Origin of the sequence: Tomitella gaofuii (genome assembly GCF_014126825.1) — a bacterium.
Lineage (GTDB): Bacteria > Actinomycetota > Actinomycetes > Mycobacteriales > Mycobacteriaceae > Tomitella > Tomitella gaofuii.
This window is the reverse complement of the sequence record NZ_CP059900.1, coordinates 3,094,375-3,113,297: the sequence shown is the minus strand read 5'-3', so window position 1 is coordinate 3,113,297 and position 18,923 is coordinate 3,094,375. Positions and strand designations below refer to the sequence as shown.

General features: G+C 73.3%; 17 protein-coding genes. 15 read left to right on the top strand and 2 right to left on the bottom strand.

Annotated features, from left to right (window positions below; genetic code table 11):
• Window positions 1-7 precede the first annotated feature (7 nt).
• The 9 genes from H4F70_RS14385 (at window position 8) to holA (ending at window position 8,855) form a co-directional block, all read left to right on the top strand.
• Window positions 8-1,498, top strand: coding sequence for a vWA domain-containing protein (locus H4F70_RS14385; protein ID WP_182357651.1), 1,491 nt, complete (start codon window positions 8-10; stop codon window positions 1,496-1,498).
• A gap of 21 nt (window positions 1,499-1,519) precedes the next feature.
• The gene (nadD, locus tag H4F70_RS14380) at window positions 1,520-2,239 is read left to right on the top strand and encodes a nicotinate-nucleotide adenylyltransferase (RefSeq protein WP_182357650.1); all 720 of its coding nucleotides are present in this window, start codon (window positions 1,520-1,522) and stop codon (window positions 2,237-2,239) included.
• Complete coding sequence (gene rsfS, locus H4F70_RS14375; protein WP_182346849.1) at window positions 2,236-2,619, top strand: ribosome silencing factor; 384 nt, start codon at window positions 2,236-2,238, stop codon at window positions 2,617-2,619. Before nadD ends, rsfS begins: the two co-directional genes overlap by 4 nt.
• Window positions 2,616-3,272 (top strand): histidine phosphatase family protein, encoded by a 657-nt coding sequence (locus H4F70_RS14370; protein ID WP_182357649.1) that lies wholly within the window; start codon window positions 2,616-2,618, stop codon window positions 3,270-3,272. Before rsfS ends, H4F70_RS14370 begins: the two co-directional genes overlap by 4 nt.
• On the top strand, window positions 3,262-4,044 hold the full coding sequence (octT, locus tag H4F70_RS14365) for a diglucosylglycerate octanoyltransferase (protein WP_182357648.1): 783 nt from the start codon (window positions 3,262-3,264) through the stop codon (window positions 4,042-4,044). Before H4F70_RS14370 ends, octT begins: the two co-directional genes overlap by 11 nt.
• Before the next feature lie 4 nt (window positions 4,045-4,048).
• Window positions 4,049-4,897 carry a DegV family protein gene (locus tag H4F70_RS14360; protein WP_182357647.1) on the top strand — a complete coding sequence of 283 codons (849 nt, stop codon included), beginning with the start codon at window positions 4,049-4,051 and terminating at the stop codon, window positions 4,895-4,897.
• A 153-nt stretch (window positions 4,898-5,050) separates the two neighbouring features.
• Window positions 5,051-6,118 (top strand): helix-hairpin-helix domain-containing protein, encoded by a 1,068-nt coding sequence (locus H4F70_RS14355; protein WP_235681124.1) that lies wholly within the window; start codon window positions 5,051-5,053, stop codon window positions 6,116-6,118.
• A 265-nt stretch (window positions 6,119-6,383) separates the two neighbouring features.
• Window positions 6,384-7,751, top strand: a complete 1,368-nt coding sequence (locus H4F70_RS14350) for a ComEC/Rec2 family competence protein (RefSeq protein WP_182357646.1) — start codon at window positions 6,384-6,386, stop codon at window positions 7,749-7,751.
• A 135-nt stretch (window positions 7,752-7,886) separates the two neighbouring features.
• Complete coding sequence (holA, locus tag H4F70_RS14345) at window positions 7,887-8,855, top strand: DNA polymerase III subunit delta (RefSeq protein WP_235681571.1); 969 nt, start codon at window positions 7,887-7,889, stop codon at window positions 8,853-8,855.
• A gap of 113 nt (window positions 8,856-8,968) precedes the next feature.
• Here the strand turns inward: holA and rpsT are convergent, their stop codons facing one another.
• Entirely contained in the window at window positions 8,969-9,235 is a 267-nt protein-coding gene (rpsT, locus tag H4F70_RS14340; protein ID WP_182346856.1) for a 30S ribosomal protein S20, read from the bottom strand.
• A 448-nt stretch (window positions 9,236-9,683) separates the two neighbouring features.
• On the opposite strand from rpsT, the gene lepA reads away from it, so the two are divergent.
• On the top strand, window positions 9,684-11,498 hold the full coding sequence (lepA, locus tag H4F70_RS14335; RefSeq protein ID WP_182346995.1) for a translation elongation factor 4: 1,815 nt from the start codon (window positions 9,684-9,686) through the stop codon (window positions 11,496-11,498).
• Window positions 11,499-11,522: 24 nt separating this feature from the next.
• Window positions 11,523-12,458, top strand: coding sequence for an NAD(P)H-dependent flavin oxidoreductase (locus tag H4F70_RS14330; RefSeq protein ID WP_182357644.1), 936 nt, complete (start codon window positions 11,523-11,525; stop codon window positions 12,456-12,458).
• A 9-nt stretch (window positions 12,459-12,467) separates the two neighbouring features.
• Here H4F70_RS14330 and H4F70_RS14325 read toward each other — a convergent pair whose 3' ends face one another.
• A complete protein-coding gene (locus H4F70_RS14325) occupies window positions 12,468-14,540 on the bottom strand; it encodes a glycoside hydrolase family 15 protein (RefSeq protein WP_182346858.1) in 2,073 nt (690 codons plus the stop codon).
• Window positions 14,541-14,665: 125 nt separating this feature from the next.
• Here H4F70_RS14325 and H4F70_RS21000 point away from each other — a divergent pair, with 125 nt between their 5' ends.
• The 4 genes from H4F70_RS21000 to H4F70_RS14305 all read left to right on the top strand — a co-directional run bounded on the left by H4F70_RS21000 (window position 14,666) and on the right by H4F70_RS14305 (window position 18,917).
• Window positions 14,666-14,944, top strand: a complete 279-nt coding sequence (locus tag H4F70_RS21000; protein WP_182360569.1) for a hypothetical protein — start codon at window positions 14,666-14,668, stop codon at window positions 14,942-14,944.
• Window positions 14,945-15,061: 117 nt separating this feature from the next.
• Window positions 15,062-16,105 carry an extracellular solute-binding protein gene (locus H4F70_RS14315; protein WP_182357643.1) on the top strand — a complete coding sequence of 348 codons (1,044 nt, stop codon included), beginning with the start codon at window positions 15,062-15,064 and terminating at the stop codon, window positions 16,103-16,105.
• A gap of 77 nt (window positions 16,106-16,182) precedes the next feature.
• Entirely contained in the window at window positions 16,183-17,769 is a 1,587-nt protein-coding gene (locus H4F70_RS14310; RefSeq protein WP_182357642.1) for a dihydrolipoyl dehydrogenase family protein, read from the top strand.
• 152 nt (window positions 17,770-17,921) lie between these two features.
• Complete coding sequence (locus H4F70_RS14305) at window positions 17,922-18,917, top strand: diaminopimelate dehydrogenase (protein WP_182357641.1); 996 nt, start codon at window positions 17,922-17,924, stop codon at window positions 18,915-18,917.
• Window positions 18,918-18,923 lie beyond the last annotated feature (6 nt).

The window sequence follows — 18,923 nt, the reverse complement described above, 5'->3', positions numbered from 1 at the left end:
AGCAGTCATGTCGAACCCCCGCCCCCCGCGGTCCCGGCCGCCGTCCGGACCGCTTGCCCCGCACGGCATCCCGGGGCATCTTGTGGGATTCATCGGCGCGCTGCGCGGCAAGGGCATCGCGGTGGGCACGTCGGAGACGGTGGACGCCGGGCGGGTGCTCGCCGTGCTCGACCCGCTGGACCGCGAGGCGGTGCGCGAGGGGCTGGCCAGCGCGCTGCTGCGCCGGCCGGTGCACCGCGACACCTTCGACGTGCTGTTCGACCTATGGTTTCCGTCGGGGATCGGTGCGCGGCGCGGAGCGGGCGACGGCCACGGGGGTGAGGGCGACAATGCGGATGGGGCGCCCACCGAGCTGCCTGTCGACGAGGACGGGAACCTCGACCGGCAGGCGCTCGAGGAGCTGCTGGCGGACCTGCTCGCCGATGAGAGCGAGGAGGGGCGCGAGCGGATGGACCGGCTGGTGGCGGACATCGTCGACCGGCTCGGCCGCTACGACGGCTACTCGGGCGAATCCTTCTCCGCGTACCAGGCGATGCGCGGCTTGTCCGGCGACAACATCCTGCGCCGGATGCTCGACGGCATGCTCGGCCCGTCGCAGGACGAGTCCGGCCACCGTCAGGTGCATCGCAACGAGGTGGCGCTGCGGACCGCGCTCGAGCGGATGGACCGGCTGCGCCGGATGGTGCAAGGCGAGACGCGCCGGCGCAGCGCCGAGCGGCTCGGGCGTGACCGCGTGGCGCAGTACGGGGTGCCGCAACTGGCGGAGCAGGTGGACTTCCTGCGGGCCTCGGATGCCGACCTGCAGTCGTTGCGTAAGACGATGGTGCCGTTGGCCCGCGCCCTGGCCACCCGGCTGGCGGCCCGCCGGCGGCGCTCGCGCAGAGGCGAGATCGACGTCCGGCGCACGCTGCGCAAGTCGATGAGCACGGGAGGGGTGCCCATCGACCTCGTGCTGCGCAAGCCGCGGCCCGCGCGTCCCGAGCTGGTGGTGCTGTGCGACGTGTCCGGCTCGGTGGCCGGTTTCAGCCATTTCACGCTGCAGCTGGTGCACACGTTGCGTGAGCAGTTCTCGCGCGTGCGGGTGTTCGCGTTCATCGACACCACCGACGAGGTGAGCGGATTCTTCGAGGCCGGTTCCGACCTGGGCGTCGCGATGTCGCGGATGGTGCGCGAGGCCCGGCTGATCACCTACGACGGGCACTCCGACTACGGCAATGCGCTGGGCGGATTCGCCGAGGAGTACGCTCACGCGCTCACCGACAAGTCGTCACTGCTCATCCTCGGCGACGCCCGCAACAACTACCGGGACCCCAACCTGGCCGCGCTGCAGCGGATGCGTCAGGCCGCGCGGCAGACGCACTGGCTCAACCCCGAACCGGCGGGCCAGTGGGGCACGGGCGATTCGGTCGCCACCGCGTACGGGACCGTCGTGCCGATGTACGAGTGCCGGACCGCCGAGCAGCTGACCGGGGTGATCTCGCGGTTGCTGCCGATCTAGCAGTCCGTAAGCTCGTCATCCATGGAATCCTCACCCGGCGGACGCAGGCGACGGCTGGGCGTCATGGGCGGCACCTTCGACCCGATCCACCACGGCCATCTGGTGGCGGCCAGCGAGGTGGCCGGCCTGTTCGATCTCGACGAGGTGGTCTTCGTGCCCACCGGCAACCCGTGGCAGAAGGCGTCGCGCCGGGTCAGCCAGCCGGAGGACCGCTACCTGATGACGGTCATCGCCACCGCGTCGAACCCCCGCTTCTCGGTCAGCCGCGTGGACATCGACCGCCCGGGCACCACCTTCACGGTCGATACCCTCCGCGACCTGCGCGCCCAGCACGGCGACGCGGACCTGTACTTCATCACCGGGGCCGACGCGATCTCGACGATCCTGACCTGGCAACGTTGGGAGGAACTGTTCGAGCTGGCCAAGTTCGTCGGCGTCACCCGTCCCGGCTACGACCTCGATGTGGGTCCGCTCGAGGAGATGCTGCGCGGTCGGCCCGAAGACACGGTCAGCGTGGTCGAGGTCCCGGCCTTGGCGATATCCTCGACGGAGTGCCGGGAGCGTGCGGCGCGGTCCCGGCCCGTCTGGTACCTCGTGCCCGACGGTGTCGTGCAGTACATCGCCAAGCGCAACCTGTACCGTCCCGCACACGCCGTCCGCGCGGACGGCACCGCCCGCACCTCGGCACCGCGCCTTGCCGGGCCGCACACCACCGCCGACACAGGGGAGAACCACTCGTGACAGCTACCGCCGAGGCCGCCTCGATGGCGCGGGTCGCCGCAGCCGCCGCCGCGGACAAGAAGGCCACCGACGTGCGCATCCTCGACGTCTCCGAGCGCCTCGTCATCACCGACTGCTTCGTGATCGCGTCGGCCCCCAACGAGCGGCTGGTCTCCGCGATCGTCGACAACGTCGAGGAGAAGCTGCGGGAGGCGGGGCACCGGCCGGCGCGCCGCGAGGGCGTGCGTGAGGGCCGCTGGGCGCTGCTCGACTACGTCGACATGGTGGTGCACATCCAGCACGACGACGAACGCGAGTACTACGCGCTGGAGAAGCTGTGGAAGGACTGCCCCGAGGTGCCCCTCGACGGGACTGCCGGGCAGGTGGAGTCGGCCAGGTGACAGAACGCAGGGTGGTCCTGCTGCGTCACGGCCAGACCGAGCACAACGCCGAAAGCCGCATGCAGGGCCAGCTGGACACTGCGCTGTCGGACCTGGGCGGGCGCCAGGCGCGCGCGGCCGGCGTGGCGTTCGCGGCGATGCGCCCGCACGCCATCGTCGCTTCCGACCTGCACCGGGCCTACGACACCGCGCTCGCGGTGGGCGCGGCCACGGGCGTCGCGGTGCAGACGGATCCCCGGTTGCGTGAGACGCACCTGGGCGAGTGGCAGGGGCGCACCCACTACGAGGTGGACGCCGTGTACCCGGGCGCGCGGGACCACTGGCGCGCGGACGCCACCTGGGCCCCGCCCGGCGGCGAGTCGCGGGTCCACGTGGCCGCGCGCGCGGTGCCGGTGATCGAGGAGTTCGTCGCGCAGATCGACCGCAGCGGTACGTGGGCGGACCGGCCCTTGCTGGTGGTGGCGCACGGCGGGGTGATCGCGGCGGTGACCGCGGCGTTGCTGGGGCTGCCGGTGGACACCTGGCCGGTGATCGGCGGCATCGGCAACACCGGCTGGACCGAACTGACTTCGCGGAGAGGGCGGTCGTCGCCGCCGTGGCGGTTGAACGTGTGGAACGCGGATGCGGGGAGCGGTGCGGACGATGTCGGTTGAGACGATCACGACGGTGGACGACGGGCGGGATGAGCGGCCGGTGCTGCTCGTCCTCGCCGATTCGCTGTCCTACTACGGTCCGCGGGGCGGGCTCGCGGCCGACGATCCGCGCATCTGGCCCAATCTTGTCGCCGCGCGGCTGGGCTGGCGGGTCGAGCTGGTCGCCCGCGTCGGCTGGACCACCCGCGACGCGTGGTGGGCGCTGACCCAGGACCCGCGGGTGTGGGCGGCGGTGCCCCGCGCCGGTGCGGTGGTCTTCGGCGTGTCCGGGATGGATTCGCTGCCGTCCCCGCTGCCGACCGCCCTGCGCGAGCAGATCCGCTACCTGCGGCCGGAGCCGGTACGCCGCGCCGTGCGCGCCGGCTACCAGTTTCTGCAGCCGCGGCTGGCGCGCCTGGGACGGCCGCTCGCGCTGCCGCCGCAGCTGACGGCGCACTATCTGGAGAAATGCCGTGGCGCGCTGGCGCACCTGCGCCCCGGCCTGCCGGTGGTGGCGACGCTGCCGTCGCGGCACATCTGCGACGCCTACGGACGGGTGCACGCGGGGCGGGCCGGGACGGTGCGCGCCATCGAGGGCTGGGCCGGGCAGCATGGCGTGCCGCTGGTGGACCTGGGCGAGGCGACCGGCGCACACGTGCTGGCCGGCCGGGGCAATCCGGACGGGATCCATTGGGGGTTCGAGGGCCACCAGGCCGTGGCCGAAGCCATGCTCGCCGCGCTCGGGCGGATCACGACTGTCGCCGATGCGTCGACGGCCGAGGGCATACGGTAGTCCCGTGCCAGTGATCGTCGTGACCGATTCGACGGCCGGCCTGCACGGCGGGCCCGCCGGCGGGGACGGCCTGCGCATCGTCCCGCTGCACGTGCTCGTGGGGGCGGAGGATTACCGCGAGGGCGTCGACGAGGTGCCGCCGCGCCCGCCCAAGCCCGACGACTACACCTCGGCGGGGCCGTCGCCCGGCGAGCTCGAGCGGGTGTACGCGGAGGCGCTCGACGCGAGCGGGGGCGACGGAGTCGTCGCGGTGCACCTGTCCCGGGCGCTGTCCGGGACGTGGGATGCGGCCCGGCAGGCCGCGGACCGGTTGGGGCCGAAGGTGCGGGTGGTCGACTCGGGCGGGGCGGGCATGACCGTCGGCATGCCGGTGCTCGAAGCGGCGCGGGCCGCGGCCGGCGGGGCGTCGCTGGACGAAGTCTATGAGACGGCCACGGCCGCGTGTGCGCGCGCGTTCGGCGTGGTCTACATTCACCGGCTCGACGACCTGCGTCGCGGCGGCCGGGTCGGGGGCGCGGCGATGTTCGTGTCATCGGCGCTGTCGGTGCGGGTGCTGCTGCGCATCGGCGGCGGCACGCTCGAGCTGCGGGACAAACTGCGCATCCCCAGCAAGGGCATGCGCAAGCTCGTCGAGCACGTCGTCGCCGAACTCGACGCGCAGCCGGAGGGGACGCGCGCCGAGATCGCGGTGCAGCATTGGGAGGCGCCGGACCGTGCGGACACGCTCGAGCACCTGCTGCGGGAGCGGCTGGGCGACGAGGTGACAGTGCACCGGGGCGCGTTCGGTCCGGTGCTGGGGCTGCACCTGGGCCCGGGCGCCGCGGGGGTGTCGGTGCTGCCCGGCGTGCACTGACGGCGTCCCGGCAGGAGCCGACGGCGGCCGCGTGCGATCGTCCGGCGACCCCGCTTATCCACAGGCGATGATTGTCCACAGGTTTCTGCAAATCCTCAGGTGGGCGGTGCGCGACCGGCGGGCCCTCGTGACATCGCCGCTTAGCGTCGGGGCATGCGCACCTCCACCTCGTCACAACCGTCCATGGACCGGCTCTCCGGCGTCACAGCGGGGGGCCCCGGCGGCGCGCCGCGGCCCGCGTGGCTGGACGGCGACGGTCGCGGGGTCTTCGGTGCGGGGACGCGAGCCGTCGGCGCTTCCGGCCTGGATGTCGCAGGTGCGGATGTCGCGGGTGCGGAAGTCGCCGATTCCGATGCGGACCGGCCGCCGTCGCCGCTGCCGGCCGGCGCGGCCGTCAGGACACGCACCGGCCACCGGGAGCGGTGGGCGGCCCGCGTGCCGGACCGCTGGCGCGGCACCCGGTTCGTGGTGGGGCGCCGCGGAGCCGTCGTGCTCGCGGTGGTGGGGCTGCTGGCGGCGGCTGCGGCGGGGGTGGGCGTGCTGCGAGACCGGCCCGCGGCGCTACCGGTGCCGGAGATCGCGCCGGCGACGGTGGCGCTCGACGGCGCGGACCCGACGGGCGCCGGCGCGCCGGGTGGGACGGCGGCCGGCCGAGCCGAGCCGTCGTCGGGTGCCTCGGCCGCGTCGGCGCAGGGCAAGACCGCCCCGGCCGGCGAGCGCGCAGCCGCGGTCCCCGAGGAGATCGTCGTATCGGTGCAGGGACTCGTGCACCACGGCGGCCTGGTCCGGCTCGAGCGTGGCGCACGTGTCGCCGACGCGCTGAACGCGGCGGGCGGGCCGACGGAGGGCGCCGATCTGCTCAGCCTCAACCTTGCACAGCGGCTGGACGACGGCGACCAGGTTCTCGTGGGCGTGGCGCCGGAGGACGGCGGGGCGCCGCGCCTGGGCAGCGCCACCATCCCTGCGGGCGCGGCCGCCGGCTCCGGCGGGGGGAGTGCATCCGCGTCCGGCTCCGGGGCCGCGGCCGGAGCGCCCGTCGACCTGAACACGGCGAACCGGTCGGCGCTGGAGGCGCTCCCGGGGGTGGGGCCGGTGACGGCGGAATCGATCCTGCAGTGGCGTGAGCAGAACGGGCGGTTCGCCTCGGTCGATCAGCTCACCGAGGTCCGGGGCATCGGCCCGGCCACGCTGGAGCGGCTGCGGGACGCGGTGACCGTGTGACCCCTCCTCCGGTCGCCAGCGGGATCCGGGGCGGCGGGGCCGGGGAGCAACGGCATCGGCGCCTGGACGCGCGCCTGGCGACGGCGGCGTTCGCGTGCTGGTGCGCGACGGCGGCCGGAGTGTGGTGCGGGGCCGCGGCCGCATGGGCCATTGCCCTGGCCGCCGGCGCGGGCGGCGTGTGCGCGGCGGCCGTCGCACGGCGGGCCGGTCACCGTGTGGAGCCGGCGAGCAGGGCGACCGCAGGGGCCGGGGGACAGCATGGACGTTGGCTGCGGTCCTGCTCGCGGCGTGCGGGTTCGCCGCGGCCACGGCGGTGCGCGCGCACGCCGTGGAGGCCAATCCGATCGCCGGTCTGTTTGGAGAGAACGCCCACGTGACGGTGCGCCTCGACGCTGACCCGCGTCGCATCGGAGTGGAGGTGGGCGGCGGCCACGGGCCGCCGCGGGTTCTCGCGCGCGGGGAGCTGGTGTCGGTGCGCGCGGGCGGCCGCGACCGCGCGGCCACCGGCGCCGTCGTGGTGTTCGCGCCGGCCGACGGTTGGAGCGGTCTGCTTCCGGGACAGCGGGTCGGCTTCTACGGCCGGGTCGCTGCGCCCGACCGCCGTGACCTCACCGTGGCGGCCATCCGCGCCCGCGGATCCCCGAGCTCGGTCAGCGCGCCGTCGTGGATGCAGCGTGTCGCGGCCGGCGTCCGATCCCGCTTCGCCGAACTCTGTTCGCATACGCTCGGCGCCCGCGAGGCGGGGCTCGTGCGCGGCCTGGTGCTCGGTGACACGGCGGGAATGTCACCGCAGGCCGACCAGCAGTTCACGACGGCGGGGCTCACCCACCTCACCGCGGTGTCCGGAAGCAACTTCGCGTTGGTGTGCGGGCTGGTGCTGCTGGCGGTGCGTCCGCTGGGCCCGCGGCCCGCCGCGGTGCTCACCGCGCTCACGGTGGTGGGGTTCGTCGTGCTCGTCCGCCCGTCGCCCAGCGTCCTGCGCGCGGCGGCGATGGGGCTGATCGGGCTGCTCGCTCTGGTGACCGGGCGGCGCAGACAGGCGCTTCCTGCTCTCGGCGCGGCGATGCTCGCGCTGTTGGCTTGGAAACCGGCGTTGTCCGTGGATGCGGGGTTCGCCATGTCGGTCGCCGCCACCGCGGCTCTCGTGGTGGTGGCGCCGGTGTGGGCGGACCGTCTGCGTGGCCGCCGCGGGGCGTCCGCCACCGTGCAGGCGGTGGTGGTGGCATCGGCGGCCCATCTGGTCACGATTCCGGTGGTGGCCGCGATCTCCGGCGGGGTGAGCACCGTGGCCGTCGTGGCCAATGTGCTGGCGGCGCCCGCGGTGGCGCCGGCGACGATCGCGGGCGCGGTGGCGGCGGCGCTCGCGGGCGTCTGGCCGTGGGCGGCGGAGCTGGCGGTGGCGTGTGCGGGTCCGCCGGCATGGTGGCTGGTCCACGTGGCCGAGTGGTGCGCCGGGCTGCCGTGGGCGCGGATCGCGGTCCCCGATGGCGCCGCCGGCGCGGTGCTGAGCGGGGCGGCGATCGTCGGCGTCTGCGGCTGGTACGGCAGCCGCCGATTCCGGTGGTGCGCGGTGGTGGCCACGGCAGCGGCAGAGGCGGTGTGGTTGCCCGCGCACTGGACGGGATTCGGGTGACGGCCGGGCATGGCGACTCGTTGCGGGGACGTGTCGGCTGGCGGCCAGGCGGCCCGCCTCCCTGTCGGACCGCCGTGGCAGCATTGTGCCGTGACCACTCGGAACCGCACGGCAGTCGATACCAGCGCAGCCGGCGTGGACGGCGCCGCTCCCGCCACCCTGCACCTGGTGCTGGGCGACGAGGACCTGCTGATCGAGCGTGCGGTGGGCGGGGTGCTGGCCGCCGTACGTGCAGCCTCGGGGGAGGGGCAGAACCTGCAGGCCACCCGGCTGCGCGCCGGCGAGGTGGCGGTCAATGAGCTGGCTGAGATGCTCAGTCCGTCGCTGTTCGCCGAGGACCGCATCATCGTCCTCGACGCGGCGGGAGAAGCGGGCAAGGAACCGGCCAAGCTCGTCGCGGACACGGCGGCGGACCTGCCGGACGGCGTGTACCTGGTGGTGCTGCACTCGGGCGGTGGCCGCGCCAAGTCGATGGTGCCCGCGCTCAAGAAGGCCGGCGCGCAGGTGCACGACTGCGCCAAGCTCAAGCCTCAGCAGCGCGGGGACTTCGTCCGCGGAGAGTTCCGTTCCGCCGGTGTGCGCGCCGCGCCGGACGTGGTCGAGGCGGTGCTCGCAGCGGTGGGGTCCGACCTGCGTGAGTTGGCGTCGGCGTGCTCGCAGCTGGTGGCGGACACTGGCGGCCGGGTGGATGCGGCGGCCGTGCGCAAGTATTACGCGGGCCGGGCCGAGGTGAGCGGATTCGACGTGGCGGACAAGGCCGTCGCGGGCGACCGGGCGGCCGCCCTCGAAGCATTGCGCTGGGCCTTGCAGCGGGGGACCGCGCACGTGCCGCTGGCGGACGCGCTGGCGGACGCGGTGCACACCATCGCCCGGGTGGGGGCGGCGGGCCGGGGCGACCCGTACTCCATGGCCGGGTCGTTGGGGATGCCGCCGTGGAAGATCAAGAAGGCGCAGGCCCAGCTGCGCGGGTGGCGCCCGGAGACCATCGGGCGTGCGCTGCAGGTGGTGGCCACCCTCAACGGCGACGTCAAGGGCGGTTCGCCGGAGCCGGATTACGCACTGGAACGCGCCGTGCTGCGTGTCTGCGAGTTGCGCGGCGGGTGAACGCGCGGCCCGGCCGTCCTGTGCCGGACCCGAGCACGACGAGGGCCACCCCGCGGTGCGGGGTGGCCCTCGTGGAAAATGCTGCGGGTCGCCTGTCCGTCGACAGCGGGCGATCAGGCTCCGAGCTGCTGGGTGGCCTTCGCCATCGCCGACTTCTTGTTGGCGGCCTGGTTGCGGTGGATGACGCCCTTGGCGGCGGCCTTGTCCAGGTCACGGCTGGTGCTGACGAGCAGCGTCTGAGCGGCGTCCTTGTCGCCGGCCGCCACCGCGCCGCGGAACTTGCGGATGGCGGTGCGCAGCGATGCCTTCACCGACTGGTTGCGGAGACGGTCGCGCTCGTTCGTCAGGATCCGCTTCTTCTGGGACTTGATGTTGGCCACGCGTGATTACCTCTGTCTTGGCTGTGCTGCGGCCGACCGGCGGGGCCGACCTGGGTTGCTTGCTGGCCGGGCCCTCCGGGGAGGACGCCGGCCGGGACGTCTGTCGACGGCAGAAGCGCACCCTGCAGTGGGCACGCGCCTACGCCAGTGGTCGAGAGTACCAGCGGCGTGCGGCACACCCAAACGGCGGGCGATGGAACCTCCGCCCGGGCTGACGTGCACGGCGCGGGGGCGGCCCGGCGGTCCCGGCATCGTCGACCGGTAGCCCCGGTGAACCTCGCAGGTGTCACACTGGAGGCGAGCATGACCGGTCCCGGGTCGTCGATGCGGGGTCCGGCGATGGCGGAGTCCCGCTCGTCGGCCGCCATCGACCGCCCCTGGGACGAATGAGACGAAGGAACAGCGTTTGACCAGCAACTTTGCCGAGACGACGTTCACGGATCCGTCGATGATCCGGAACTTCTGCATCATCGCGCACATCGACCACGGCAAGTCGACGCTGGCGGACCGGATGCTGCAGCTCACCGGGGTGGTCGAGGAACGCCTGATGCGCGCGCAGTACCTGGACAAGATGGACATCGAGCGTGAGCGCGGCATCACGATCAAGGCGCAGAACGTGCGTCTTCCCTGGACGGTGACCGGAGGCGAGTTCGAGGGCGCCCGGCGCGTGCTGCACCTGATCGACACCCCCGGCCACGTCGACTTCACCTACGAGGTCTCCCGCGCCTTGGAGGCCTGTGAGGGCGCGGTGCTGCTCGTGGATGCCGCACAGGGCATCGAGGCGCAGACCCTGGCCAACCTCTACTTGGCCATGGACAAGGACCTCGAGATCATTCCGGTGCTCAACAAGATCGACCTGCCCGCGGCGGATCCGGACCGGTACGCCGACGAGATCGGCAGGATCATCGGCTGCGATCCGGCGGACGTGCTGCGGGTCTCGGGCAAGACAGGTGAGGGCGTGGCCGAACTCATCGACCGCGTCTGCGAACGCGTCCCGCCGCCGGAAGGCGACCCGGACGCGCCCGCCCGCGCGTTGATCTTCGACTCGGTCTACGACGCCTACCGCGGCGTGGTCACCTACGTGCGCGTGGTGGACGGCCGCATCGAACCGCGGGCGAAGATCGAGATGATGGCCAACGGCACCACCCACGACCTGCTCGAGGTGGGCATCGTCTCGCCGGAGGCCAAGGCGACGAAGGGCCTCGGCGTCGGCGAGGTCGGCTACCTGATCACCGGCGTCAAGGACGTGCGCCAGTCGAAGGTGGGCGACACCGTCACCACCGCGCGCGGCGGGGCAGTGGAGCCGCTCACCGGCTACCGCGAACCGCAGCCGATGGTCTATTCGGGCCTGTACCCGGTCGACGGATCCGACTATCCGGTGCTGCGCGACGCGCTGGACAAGCTGCGCCTCAACGACGCCGCGCTCAGCTACGAGCCGGAGACGTCGGTGGCGCTGGGCTTCGGCTTCCGCTGCGGTTTCCTGGGCCTGCTGCACATGGAGATCACCCGTGAGCGTCTCGAGCGCGAGTTCAATCTCAACCTCATCTCCACCGCGCCCAACGTGATCTACCGGGTCGAGCAGGAGGACGGCACGGAGTTGGAGGTGACCAACCCGTCGTTCTGGCCGGAGGGCAAGCTCCGCGCCGTCTACGAGCCCATCGTCAAGGTGACGATCATCGCGCCGAGCGAGTTCATCGGCTCCATCATGGAGCTCTGTCAGAGCCGGCGCGGCGAGCTGGGCGGGATGGACTATCTGTCCGAGGAGCGCGTGGAGCTGCGCTACACCCTGCCGCTGGCCGAGATCATCTTCGACTTCTTCGACTCGCTCAAATCGCGCACCCGCGGCTATGCCAGCCTGGACTACGAGGAGGCCGGCGAGCAGCTGTCCGACCTGGTCAAGGTCGACATCCTGCTGCAGGGCGAGGCCGTGGACGCGTTCAGCGCCATCGTCCACAAGGACGCCGCGTACTCCTACGGCAACAAGATGGCACTGCGGCTCAAGGAGCTCATCCCCCGTCAGCAGTTCGAGGTGCCGATCCAGGCGGCGATCGGCTCCCGGATCATCGCGCGCGAGAACATCCGCGCCATCCGCAAGGACGTCCTGGCCAAGTGCTACGGCGGCGACATCTCCCGCAAGCGCAAGCTGCTTGAGAAGCAGAAGGAGGGCAAGAAGCGGATGAAGACGATCGGGCGCGTGGAGATCCCGCAGGACGCCTTCGTGGCGGCGCTGTCGAGCGAAGCCGGGGACAAGCCCAAAAAGTGACGCCTACCCGGTGAGGAGAATCCAGTGATCTCGACGTGGCTGACCGAGCGGCTGGGGCTGGACGTGCCCCTCGTGGGGGCGCCGATGGGCGGCCGTGCGGGCGGCAGGCTCGCCGGCGCCGTGAGCAGGGCCGGCGGGATCGGCATGCTCGGCGCCGCGCGCTACACCACGCCCGAGTGGATCGCCGAGGAGTCGGCCGCGGCACGCGAGCACGGCGGCGGGCGCCTCGGGATCGGGCTCATGACGTGGTCGCTGGACGCGGACGACACGCTGCTGACCGCCGCGCTGGAGCAGCGGCCGGACCTGGTCTCGCTCTCCTTCGGCGACCCGGAGCCGTACGTGCGGCGGGCGCACGACGCGGGCGCGCTGGTGTGCTCCCAGATCAATTCGCTGGAGGATCTGCGCGTGGTCGAGTCGGCGGGCGTCGACTTCGTCGTGACGCAGGGCGGCGAGGCCGGTGGCCATACCGGCCGGGTGGCCACCCTGCCGTTGATGCAGATGGTGCTCGAGGCGACGGACCTGCCCGTGGTGGTCGCCGGCGGAATCGGCTCGGGCCGCGGCCTGGCAGCCGTGCTGGCGGCGGGCGCCGCCGGTGCGCTGGTGGGCACCGCGCTGCTGGCGAGCCCGGAGGCCGACGGCCCTGAGTATTCCCGGCGGCGCGTGGTGTCGGCGGGCGGCACCGACACCGTCTACACCGATGTCTTCGACCGCGCCCGCAGCCAGCCGTGGCCGCAGCGGTGGGGCGCGCGGGTGATCGTCAACGACTTCACCCGGCGGTGGGCGGGCCGGACGGGCGTCGCCGACGAGGAGCTCGCCGAGTCCTATGACAAGGACGACCCCGACCTCGGCGTGGTCAATGCGGGCCAGGCCGCGGGCCTGGTGGCCGCGGCAGAGCCGGCCGGCGACGTGGTCCGGCGCATCGCCGCCGACGCGGAGGAACTGCTGGCACGGTTGGGGTGACCGTGCCGGTCACCCGCGGTGCGCCGGCCGGAACCGTCCGGTGGCCACCCGCCGTTCGGCGCGGATCAGGTGCACGATCGCGTTGATCAGCGACAGGTGGGTGAACGCCTGCGGGAAGTTGCCCAGGTGCCGGCCGGTGTGCGGGTCGAGTTCCTCGGAATAGAGCATCAGCGGGCTCGCGAAGGACAGCAGCCGCTCGCACAGGCGCCGTGCGCGGGCGACCTCGCCGATTTCGACGAGCGCCGCCACCAGCCAGAACGAACAGATGGTGAAGGTGCCTTCCTCGCCGTCGAGCCCGTCGTCGGTCGAATCGGTGCGGTAGCGCAGGACCAGGCCGTTGACGGTCAGCTCGTCGGCGATGGCGAGGACGGTGGCGCGGGCGCGCGGGTCGTCCGGCGGCAGGAACCTGCGCAGCACCACCAGCAGCAGCGACGCGTCGAGGCTGGTGCCGCCGTAGTACTGGGTGAACACGCCGCGCTCGTCGAGCCCGTGTTCGAGGACGTCGTCGCGGATCTCGTCGGCGATCTTCGACCACTGCGCGCTGTACTCCGACTCGCCGTGCATGCGGGCCAGCCGTGCGCCGCGGTCCAGCGCCACCCAGCACATGACCTTCGAGGCGGTGAAGTGCTGGGGCTCGCCGCGCACCTCCCAGATGCCGCGGTCGGGTTCGCGCCAGTTGTCGATGGCCTTGCCCACCTGCTCGACGATCAGCGGCCACAGGAACTCGGGGATCTGGTCGCGCGAGCGCAGGTGCAGGTAGATCGAATCCAGCAGCGCTCCCCACATGTCGTGCTGGGCCTGGTCGTAGGCGCCGTTGCCGATGCGCACCGGCCGCGCCCCCTCGTAGCCGCCGAGATGGTCGAGGGTCCCCTCGGTGAGCGTGCGCTCGCCGCCGATCCCGTACATCACCTGCAGCGGCCGTTCCGAGCCGTCGTCGGACCCGCTGGCCTCGGCGATGTAGGCGAAGAAATCGTCGGCCTCGCGGTTGAGCCCCAGTGTGTAGAGCGACCACAGCGCGAACGTGGAATCGCGCACCCAGGTGTAGCGGTAGTCCCAGTTGCGCGACCCGCCCGGCGTCTCCGGCAGGGAGGTCGTGGCCGCGGCCATCAGGGCGCCGGTGGGGGCGTAGGTGAGGCCCTTGAGCGTCAGCGCGCTGCGTTGGAGATACTCCCGCCACGGGTGGTCCGGGAACGAGCCGATGTTGATCCATTGCCGCCAATACTCGGCGGTCCGCCACATCGCGTCGGCCGCCTCGTCGTAGGTGTGGGGAGGGGGGAGCGCGGACCAGGACAGCGCCACGTAGAGCTGGTCGCCCTCGACCAAACGCGTGCGGGCGCGCGCGTCCCGTCCCTCCAGACCCAGCCGCATGTCGGTGGTGAGGGTCAGCGTGGGGGAGTCGTGCTGCGGCTCGCCGCCGTCGGCGTCGGTGCGCAGGTCCGACGGTCGCGGGCGGTCGCGTGGGGCGGGCACCGGCTCCGCCGCCGCCTGGTGGTAGTCGTCCCCGATGTAGGACCACCGGGCGGAGCTGCGGTGGTAGTCGAACGCGGGCTCGCAGGTCAGCTCCATCTCCACGGTTCCGCTGACGCAGCGGATCGTGCGCAGCAGCACATGCTCGGCGTCCCAGTCGTCGGGCGTGCGACGGTAGGTCCGCGAGCGCCGGGTGCGGTTGTGCCAGGGGCCCATCACCAGTGCGTCACGCACGATCACCCAGCCGGTGCCCGTCTGCCAAGTGGTCTCGAGAATCATGCTGCCGGGCAGGTAGCGGCGCGCCGCCGGCACGGTGACGCCGTAGGGGCTGATGCGGAAGTGCCCCGCGCTGCGGTCGAGGAGCGAGCCGAAGACGCTGGGGGAGTCCGGCCGCGGCAGGCACATCCATTCGACGGAGCCGCTGGGGGCGACCAGGCAGTTCGCCTCGCAGTCCGACAGGAAGGCGTAGTCGGCGATCGGCGGGAAGGCGGCCACGTCCGCGGGCGGCACCGCGACCCCGCCGGCGGATCCGCGGGCGTCGGGGGCGCCGTTCCCTTCGACGCCAGGTGCTCCCGTGCGGGTCTTCGTGCGCGAGGTGCTGTCCTGATGTGCCATGCATCCCATACTGTCCCGCGGCGTCCGTCTCGTCCACGGATTGCGTGAACAGCGTCGGTGAGACGGCGGCCATCCGGTGCGCGACCGGTGACCGGCCGTGTGGTGCACATGTCTACCCTGGTCCCGTGGAGGCGATCGGGCGCTGGTGGGACGGCGTGGAACTGTGGGTGACGGGGCTGCCGTTCGCCCTGCAGGTCCTCGTGGTGATGGTCGTGCTCGTCCCGCTGGCCGGGCTCGTGGCCGTGGCCCTCGACGTCGTCGTGACCAAGTGTTTCGCCCTCGTCGGCCGCGGCGACCCGCCCGACGAGCGCGGCGACGGCGGCGACGGCCCACGCGGCCAGGACGACGACAGTGCGGATCCGGTCGCCGGCCGGCACCCGCACACCACCGAGAGTGAGGACTGATGCCCAGGTCACGCGTGACGTTGGTGCTATTGCTGCTGCTGGTCCTGGTCGTCGTGGCCTGGCTGGTCAGCCTGCTGTGACGGCGGTGGCCGCGCCTGCGCGTGAGGGCTCCCGGCGGTGACGGCCGATGCCGGGCGCCGCCGCACGGTCGCATCGAAGGCGCTGGTCATGGTGGTGGCCGCGGCGTTGACGACGACCGCTTGCGGTGTGGGGGACGGAGACGGCGCACCGGGGGTCCGGGCGCCCGACGGGCCGACGGAGCTGGTGCTGGTCGCCGCGTCGCTGATGGAACCCGGCTTCGACGCCGTCATCGAGGGCTTCGGTGACGGCGAGGAGGGCGCGGATCTGGCGGTGACCCCGGAGTACGGTGCGTCCGGCGACCAGTCCAGAAAGGTGGCCGCCGGGCTTCCGGCCGATGCGGTCGCCTTCGCGGCGCGGCCCGGGATGGAACGGGTGGTGCGCGCGGGCGTCGTGGATCCGACGTGGGATGAGGACGCCACGCGCGGGGTGCCGGCAGGGTCCGTGGTGGTCCTCGTGGTGCGCGAGGGCGATCCGCCGGGCATCGACGGCTGGGACGATCTGCTGCGCGCGGGCGTCGACGCGGTCGTCCCCGATCCGCGCACCTCCGGCGCGGGCAGGTGGAGTCTGCTGGCGCCCTACGCGGCCGCCGGCGGGGCCGACGGCGACCCGGCGGCGGGCCTGGGCTTCGTGCGTGCGCTCGTCGCGGGGCACCTGGCCGCCGTCCCGGCCACGGTCCGCGCCGCGTCCGAGGAGTTCCTCGACGGCACCGGCGACGTGCTCCTCACCGTGGAGAGCGAGGCGAAGCGTCTTGCGGCGGAGGGCGCCCCGGTGCACTACGCGGTCCCGGAGGGCAGCATGAGGGTCGCGTACCCGTTCGCCGTCTCCGCGCGGAGCGGGCATCCCGGCGCCGCGCGGACGTTCATGAACTACCTGTACTCCACCGAGGGGCAACGGCTCTGGGCGCGCAGCGGGTTCCGGCCCGTCGACCCGGGGGTGGCGGCGGAGTTCGCCGGGGAGTTCCCGCGGCCCGCGGGACTGCACACCATCGAAGACCTGGGCGGATGGGAGTCGGTGGAGGAGGAGCTGTTCGACGGCGACGACGGGGCGATCACGACGATCTTCGACGAGGCCGACGAGTAGCGGACCGGTGGGGCGGCGCGTGCAGCCGTGGGGCCGGAACGGCATCCGGAGCGACGTGCAGCACCTAGTCTGAGTGCATGTGGTCAGAACCTCGACGCGCCACCGGGGGCCATGCGGCCGAGGGGCCCGCCGTCCGCGAATACGACGTGGTCGTCCTCGGCGGCGGGCCGGCCGGTGAGAACGCCGCCGCCTACGCGATCGCCGGCAGCGACCGGACTGCGATCATCGTCGAACCGGAGCTGGTCGGCGGCGAGTGCTCGTACTGGGCGTGCATCCCCAGCAAGGCGCTGCTGCATCCGGCCGCCGTCCGCGGCGCGGCGTCCGCGCTGCCCGGCACGGCGGAGCTCGTCGGAGACCGGCCGCTGGACGCGGAGGCGGTCCTGGCGCGCCGCGACACCTTCATCGGCCGCGACGGCGGGTCGCCCTTGCCGGACGACTCCGGCCAGGTGCGGTGGGCGCGCGGCGCCGGGATCGACGTGGTGCGCGGCAGCGGACGGCTGACCGGAGAGCGCACGGTCGCGGTGTCGCCGGCCGACGGAGCCGACGGCAGCGCGGCGACGCTCACGGCGCGGCAGGCGGTGGTGCTGGCGACCGGTTCGGCCGCCACGCTTCCCTCGATCCCGGGGCTCGCGGAGGCGCGGCCGTGGACCTCGCGGGACGTCACCGCGATGACGGCGGTGCCGGGGTCGGTGGCGATCATCGGCGGCGGGGTGGTGGCGTGCGAGGCGGCGACGTGGTTGAGCGCCCTCGGGGCCGAGGTGACGCTCATCGTGCGGGGGCGTGCGCTGCTCGGCGGGGCGGAGCCGTTCGCGGGGGCGCTGGTGGCCGATGCACTGCAACAGGGCGGGCCGGGGCGCCGGCCGGTGCGGATCCTGTTCGGCACGCAGGCGTACGAGGTGGAGCGTGACGCGGTGGCGGCGCACGCGCCGGGCGTGGCCGGCGGCGTGCCGGTGACGCTGCGCATCGAGCCGTCCGGGCACGGCGGCGACGGCGGCTCGGCGGGGACCGTGTCCGTCGACGAGCTGGTGGTCGCGGCCGGCCGGCGGCCGGCGGTGGACGGGTTGGGGCTGGACGCCGTGGGGCTCGACCCGCACCGGGCGCCCCCCACGGACGCGCACATGGCGGTGCCCGGGGTGCCGGGGCTCTACGCGGTGGGCGACGTGACGGGCCGCGCGCCGCTCACCCACATGGGCAAGTATCAGGCGCGGGTGTGCGGGGATGTCACCGCGGCACGGGCGGAGGGCCGGCCGACGGAGGCGCCGCGCTTCCAGGCCGGCCCAGGGCATTCGGCGGTGCCGCAGGTGGTGTTCACCGACCCGCAGGCGGCGTGGACCGGCCTCACGGTGGCCCGTGCCCGCGCGGCCGGGATCGATGCGCACAGTGTGGCGGTGGACCTGGGCGCCGTGGCGGGGGCGGCACTCCAGCGCGACGGCTACACCGGGCGTGCGCAGTGGGTGGTGGACCGGGTCCGCGGCGTCCTGGTCGGTGCGACGTTCGTGGGGCCGGAGGTGGCCGAGCTTCTGCATGCCGCGACGATCGCGGTGGCGGCGGAGGTGCCACTGGAGACGCTCTGGCACGCGGTGCCCGTATTCCCCACCGTCTCCGAGGCCTGGCTGCGGCTGCTCGAGGCGGCGCGGGAGACAGGGGTCATGCCGGCACCCTGACGGTCCGGGGAGCCGGGCGCGGGGGAGGTGGCGCGGCGTGAGGTAGCGCGGCGGGAGGTAGCCTCGATCGTCGATGTGCCGGGACCCCGGCGCAGTGTGGCGGGCCGCCGGCGGGCGTGCGCCACGACGTACGTCAGGAGGAGAACGGGGCAGTGGGCGAGAAGATCCGGATCGGCATCGCGGGGTACGGGAACCTGGGGCGCGGGGTGGAGGCCGCCGTGGCGCGCACGCCCGACATGGAACTGGTGGGCGTATTCACCCGGCGCGATCCCGCTGCGGTGACGCCGCAGGCGGACGGGACCCGCGTGTACGGGTGGGACGCGCTCGCACGGTTCGAGGACGCGGTGGACGTGCTCATCCTGTGCGGGGGGTCCAAGGAGGACCTGCCGCAGCAGGGGCCTGCGCTGGCGGCGCGGTTCACCACCGTGGACAGCTTCGACACGCACGCGCGCATCCCCGAGTACTTCGCCTCGGTGGACGGCCCCGCGCGGGCGGCCGGGACGACGGCGGTGATCTCCACCGGCTGGGACCCGGGACTGTTCTCGCTCAACCGTGTTCTGGGCGAGTCGATCCTGCCATCCGGGGAGACGTACACCTTCTGGGGGCGCGGGGTGAGCCAGGGCCACTCGGACGCGGTGCGGAAGGTTCCCGGCGTGGCCGCGGGCGTGCAGTACACGATCCCGTCGGAGCAGGCGGTCGAGGCGGTGCGGCGCGGCGACCGGCCGGAGCTGTCCACGCGGGACAAGCACGTGCGCGAGTGCTTCGTGGTGCTCGAGGACGGCGCCGACGCGGAGACGGTCCGCGAGGCGATCGTGACCATGCCGCACTACTTCGAGCCCTACGACACCACGGTGCACTTCATCACGGCGGAAGAGCTTGCCCGCGATCACGCCGGAATCCCGCACGGCGGCTTCGTTATCCGCAGCGGCGAGACCGGCCCGGCGGACGACTCCTCCGGGCAGGTCTACGAATTCAGCCTCAAGCTCGGCAGCAACCCCGGCTTCACGTCCAGCGTGCTCGTGGCCTACGCACGCGCCGCGCACCGGATGAACGTGCGCGGCGAGGTCGGCGCCAAGACGCTGTACGACGTGGCGCCCGGCCTGCTCTCGCCGAAGACCCCCGAGCAGCTGCGGGCCGAGGACCTGTAGGGGACG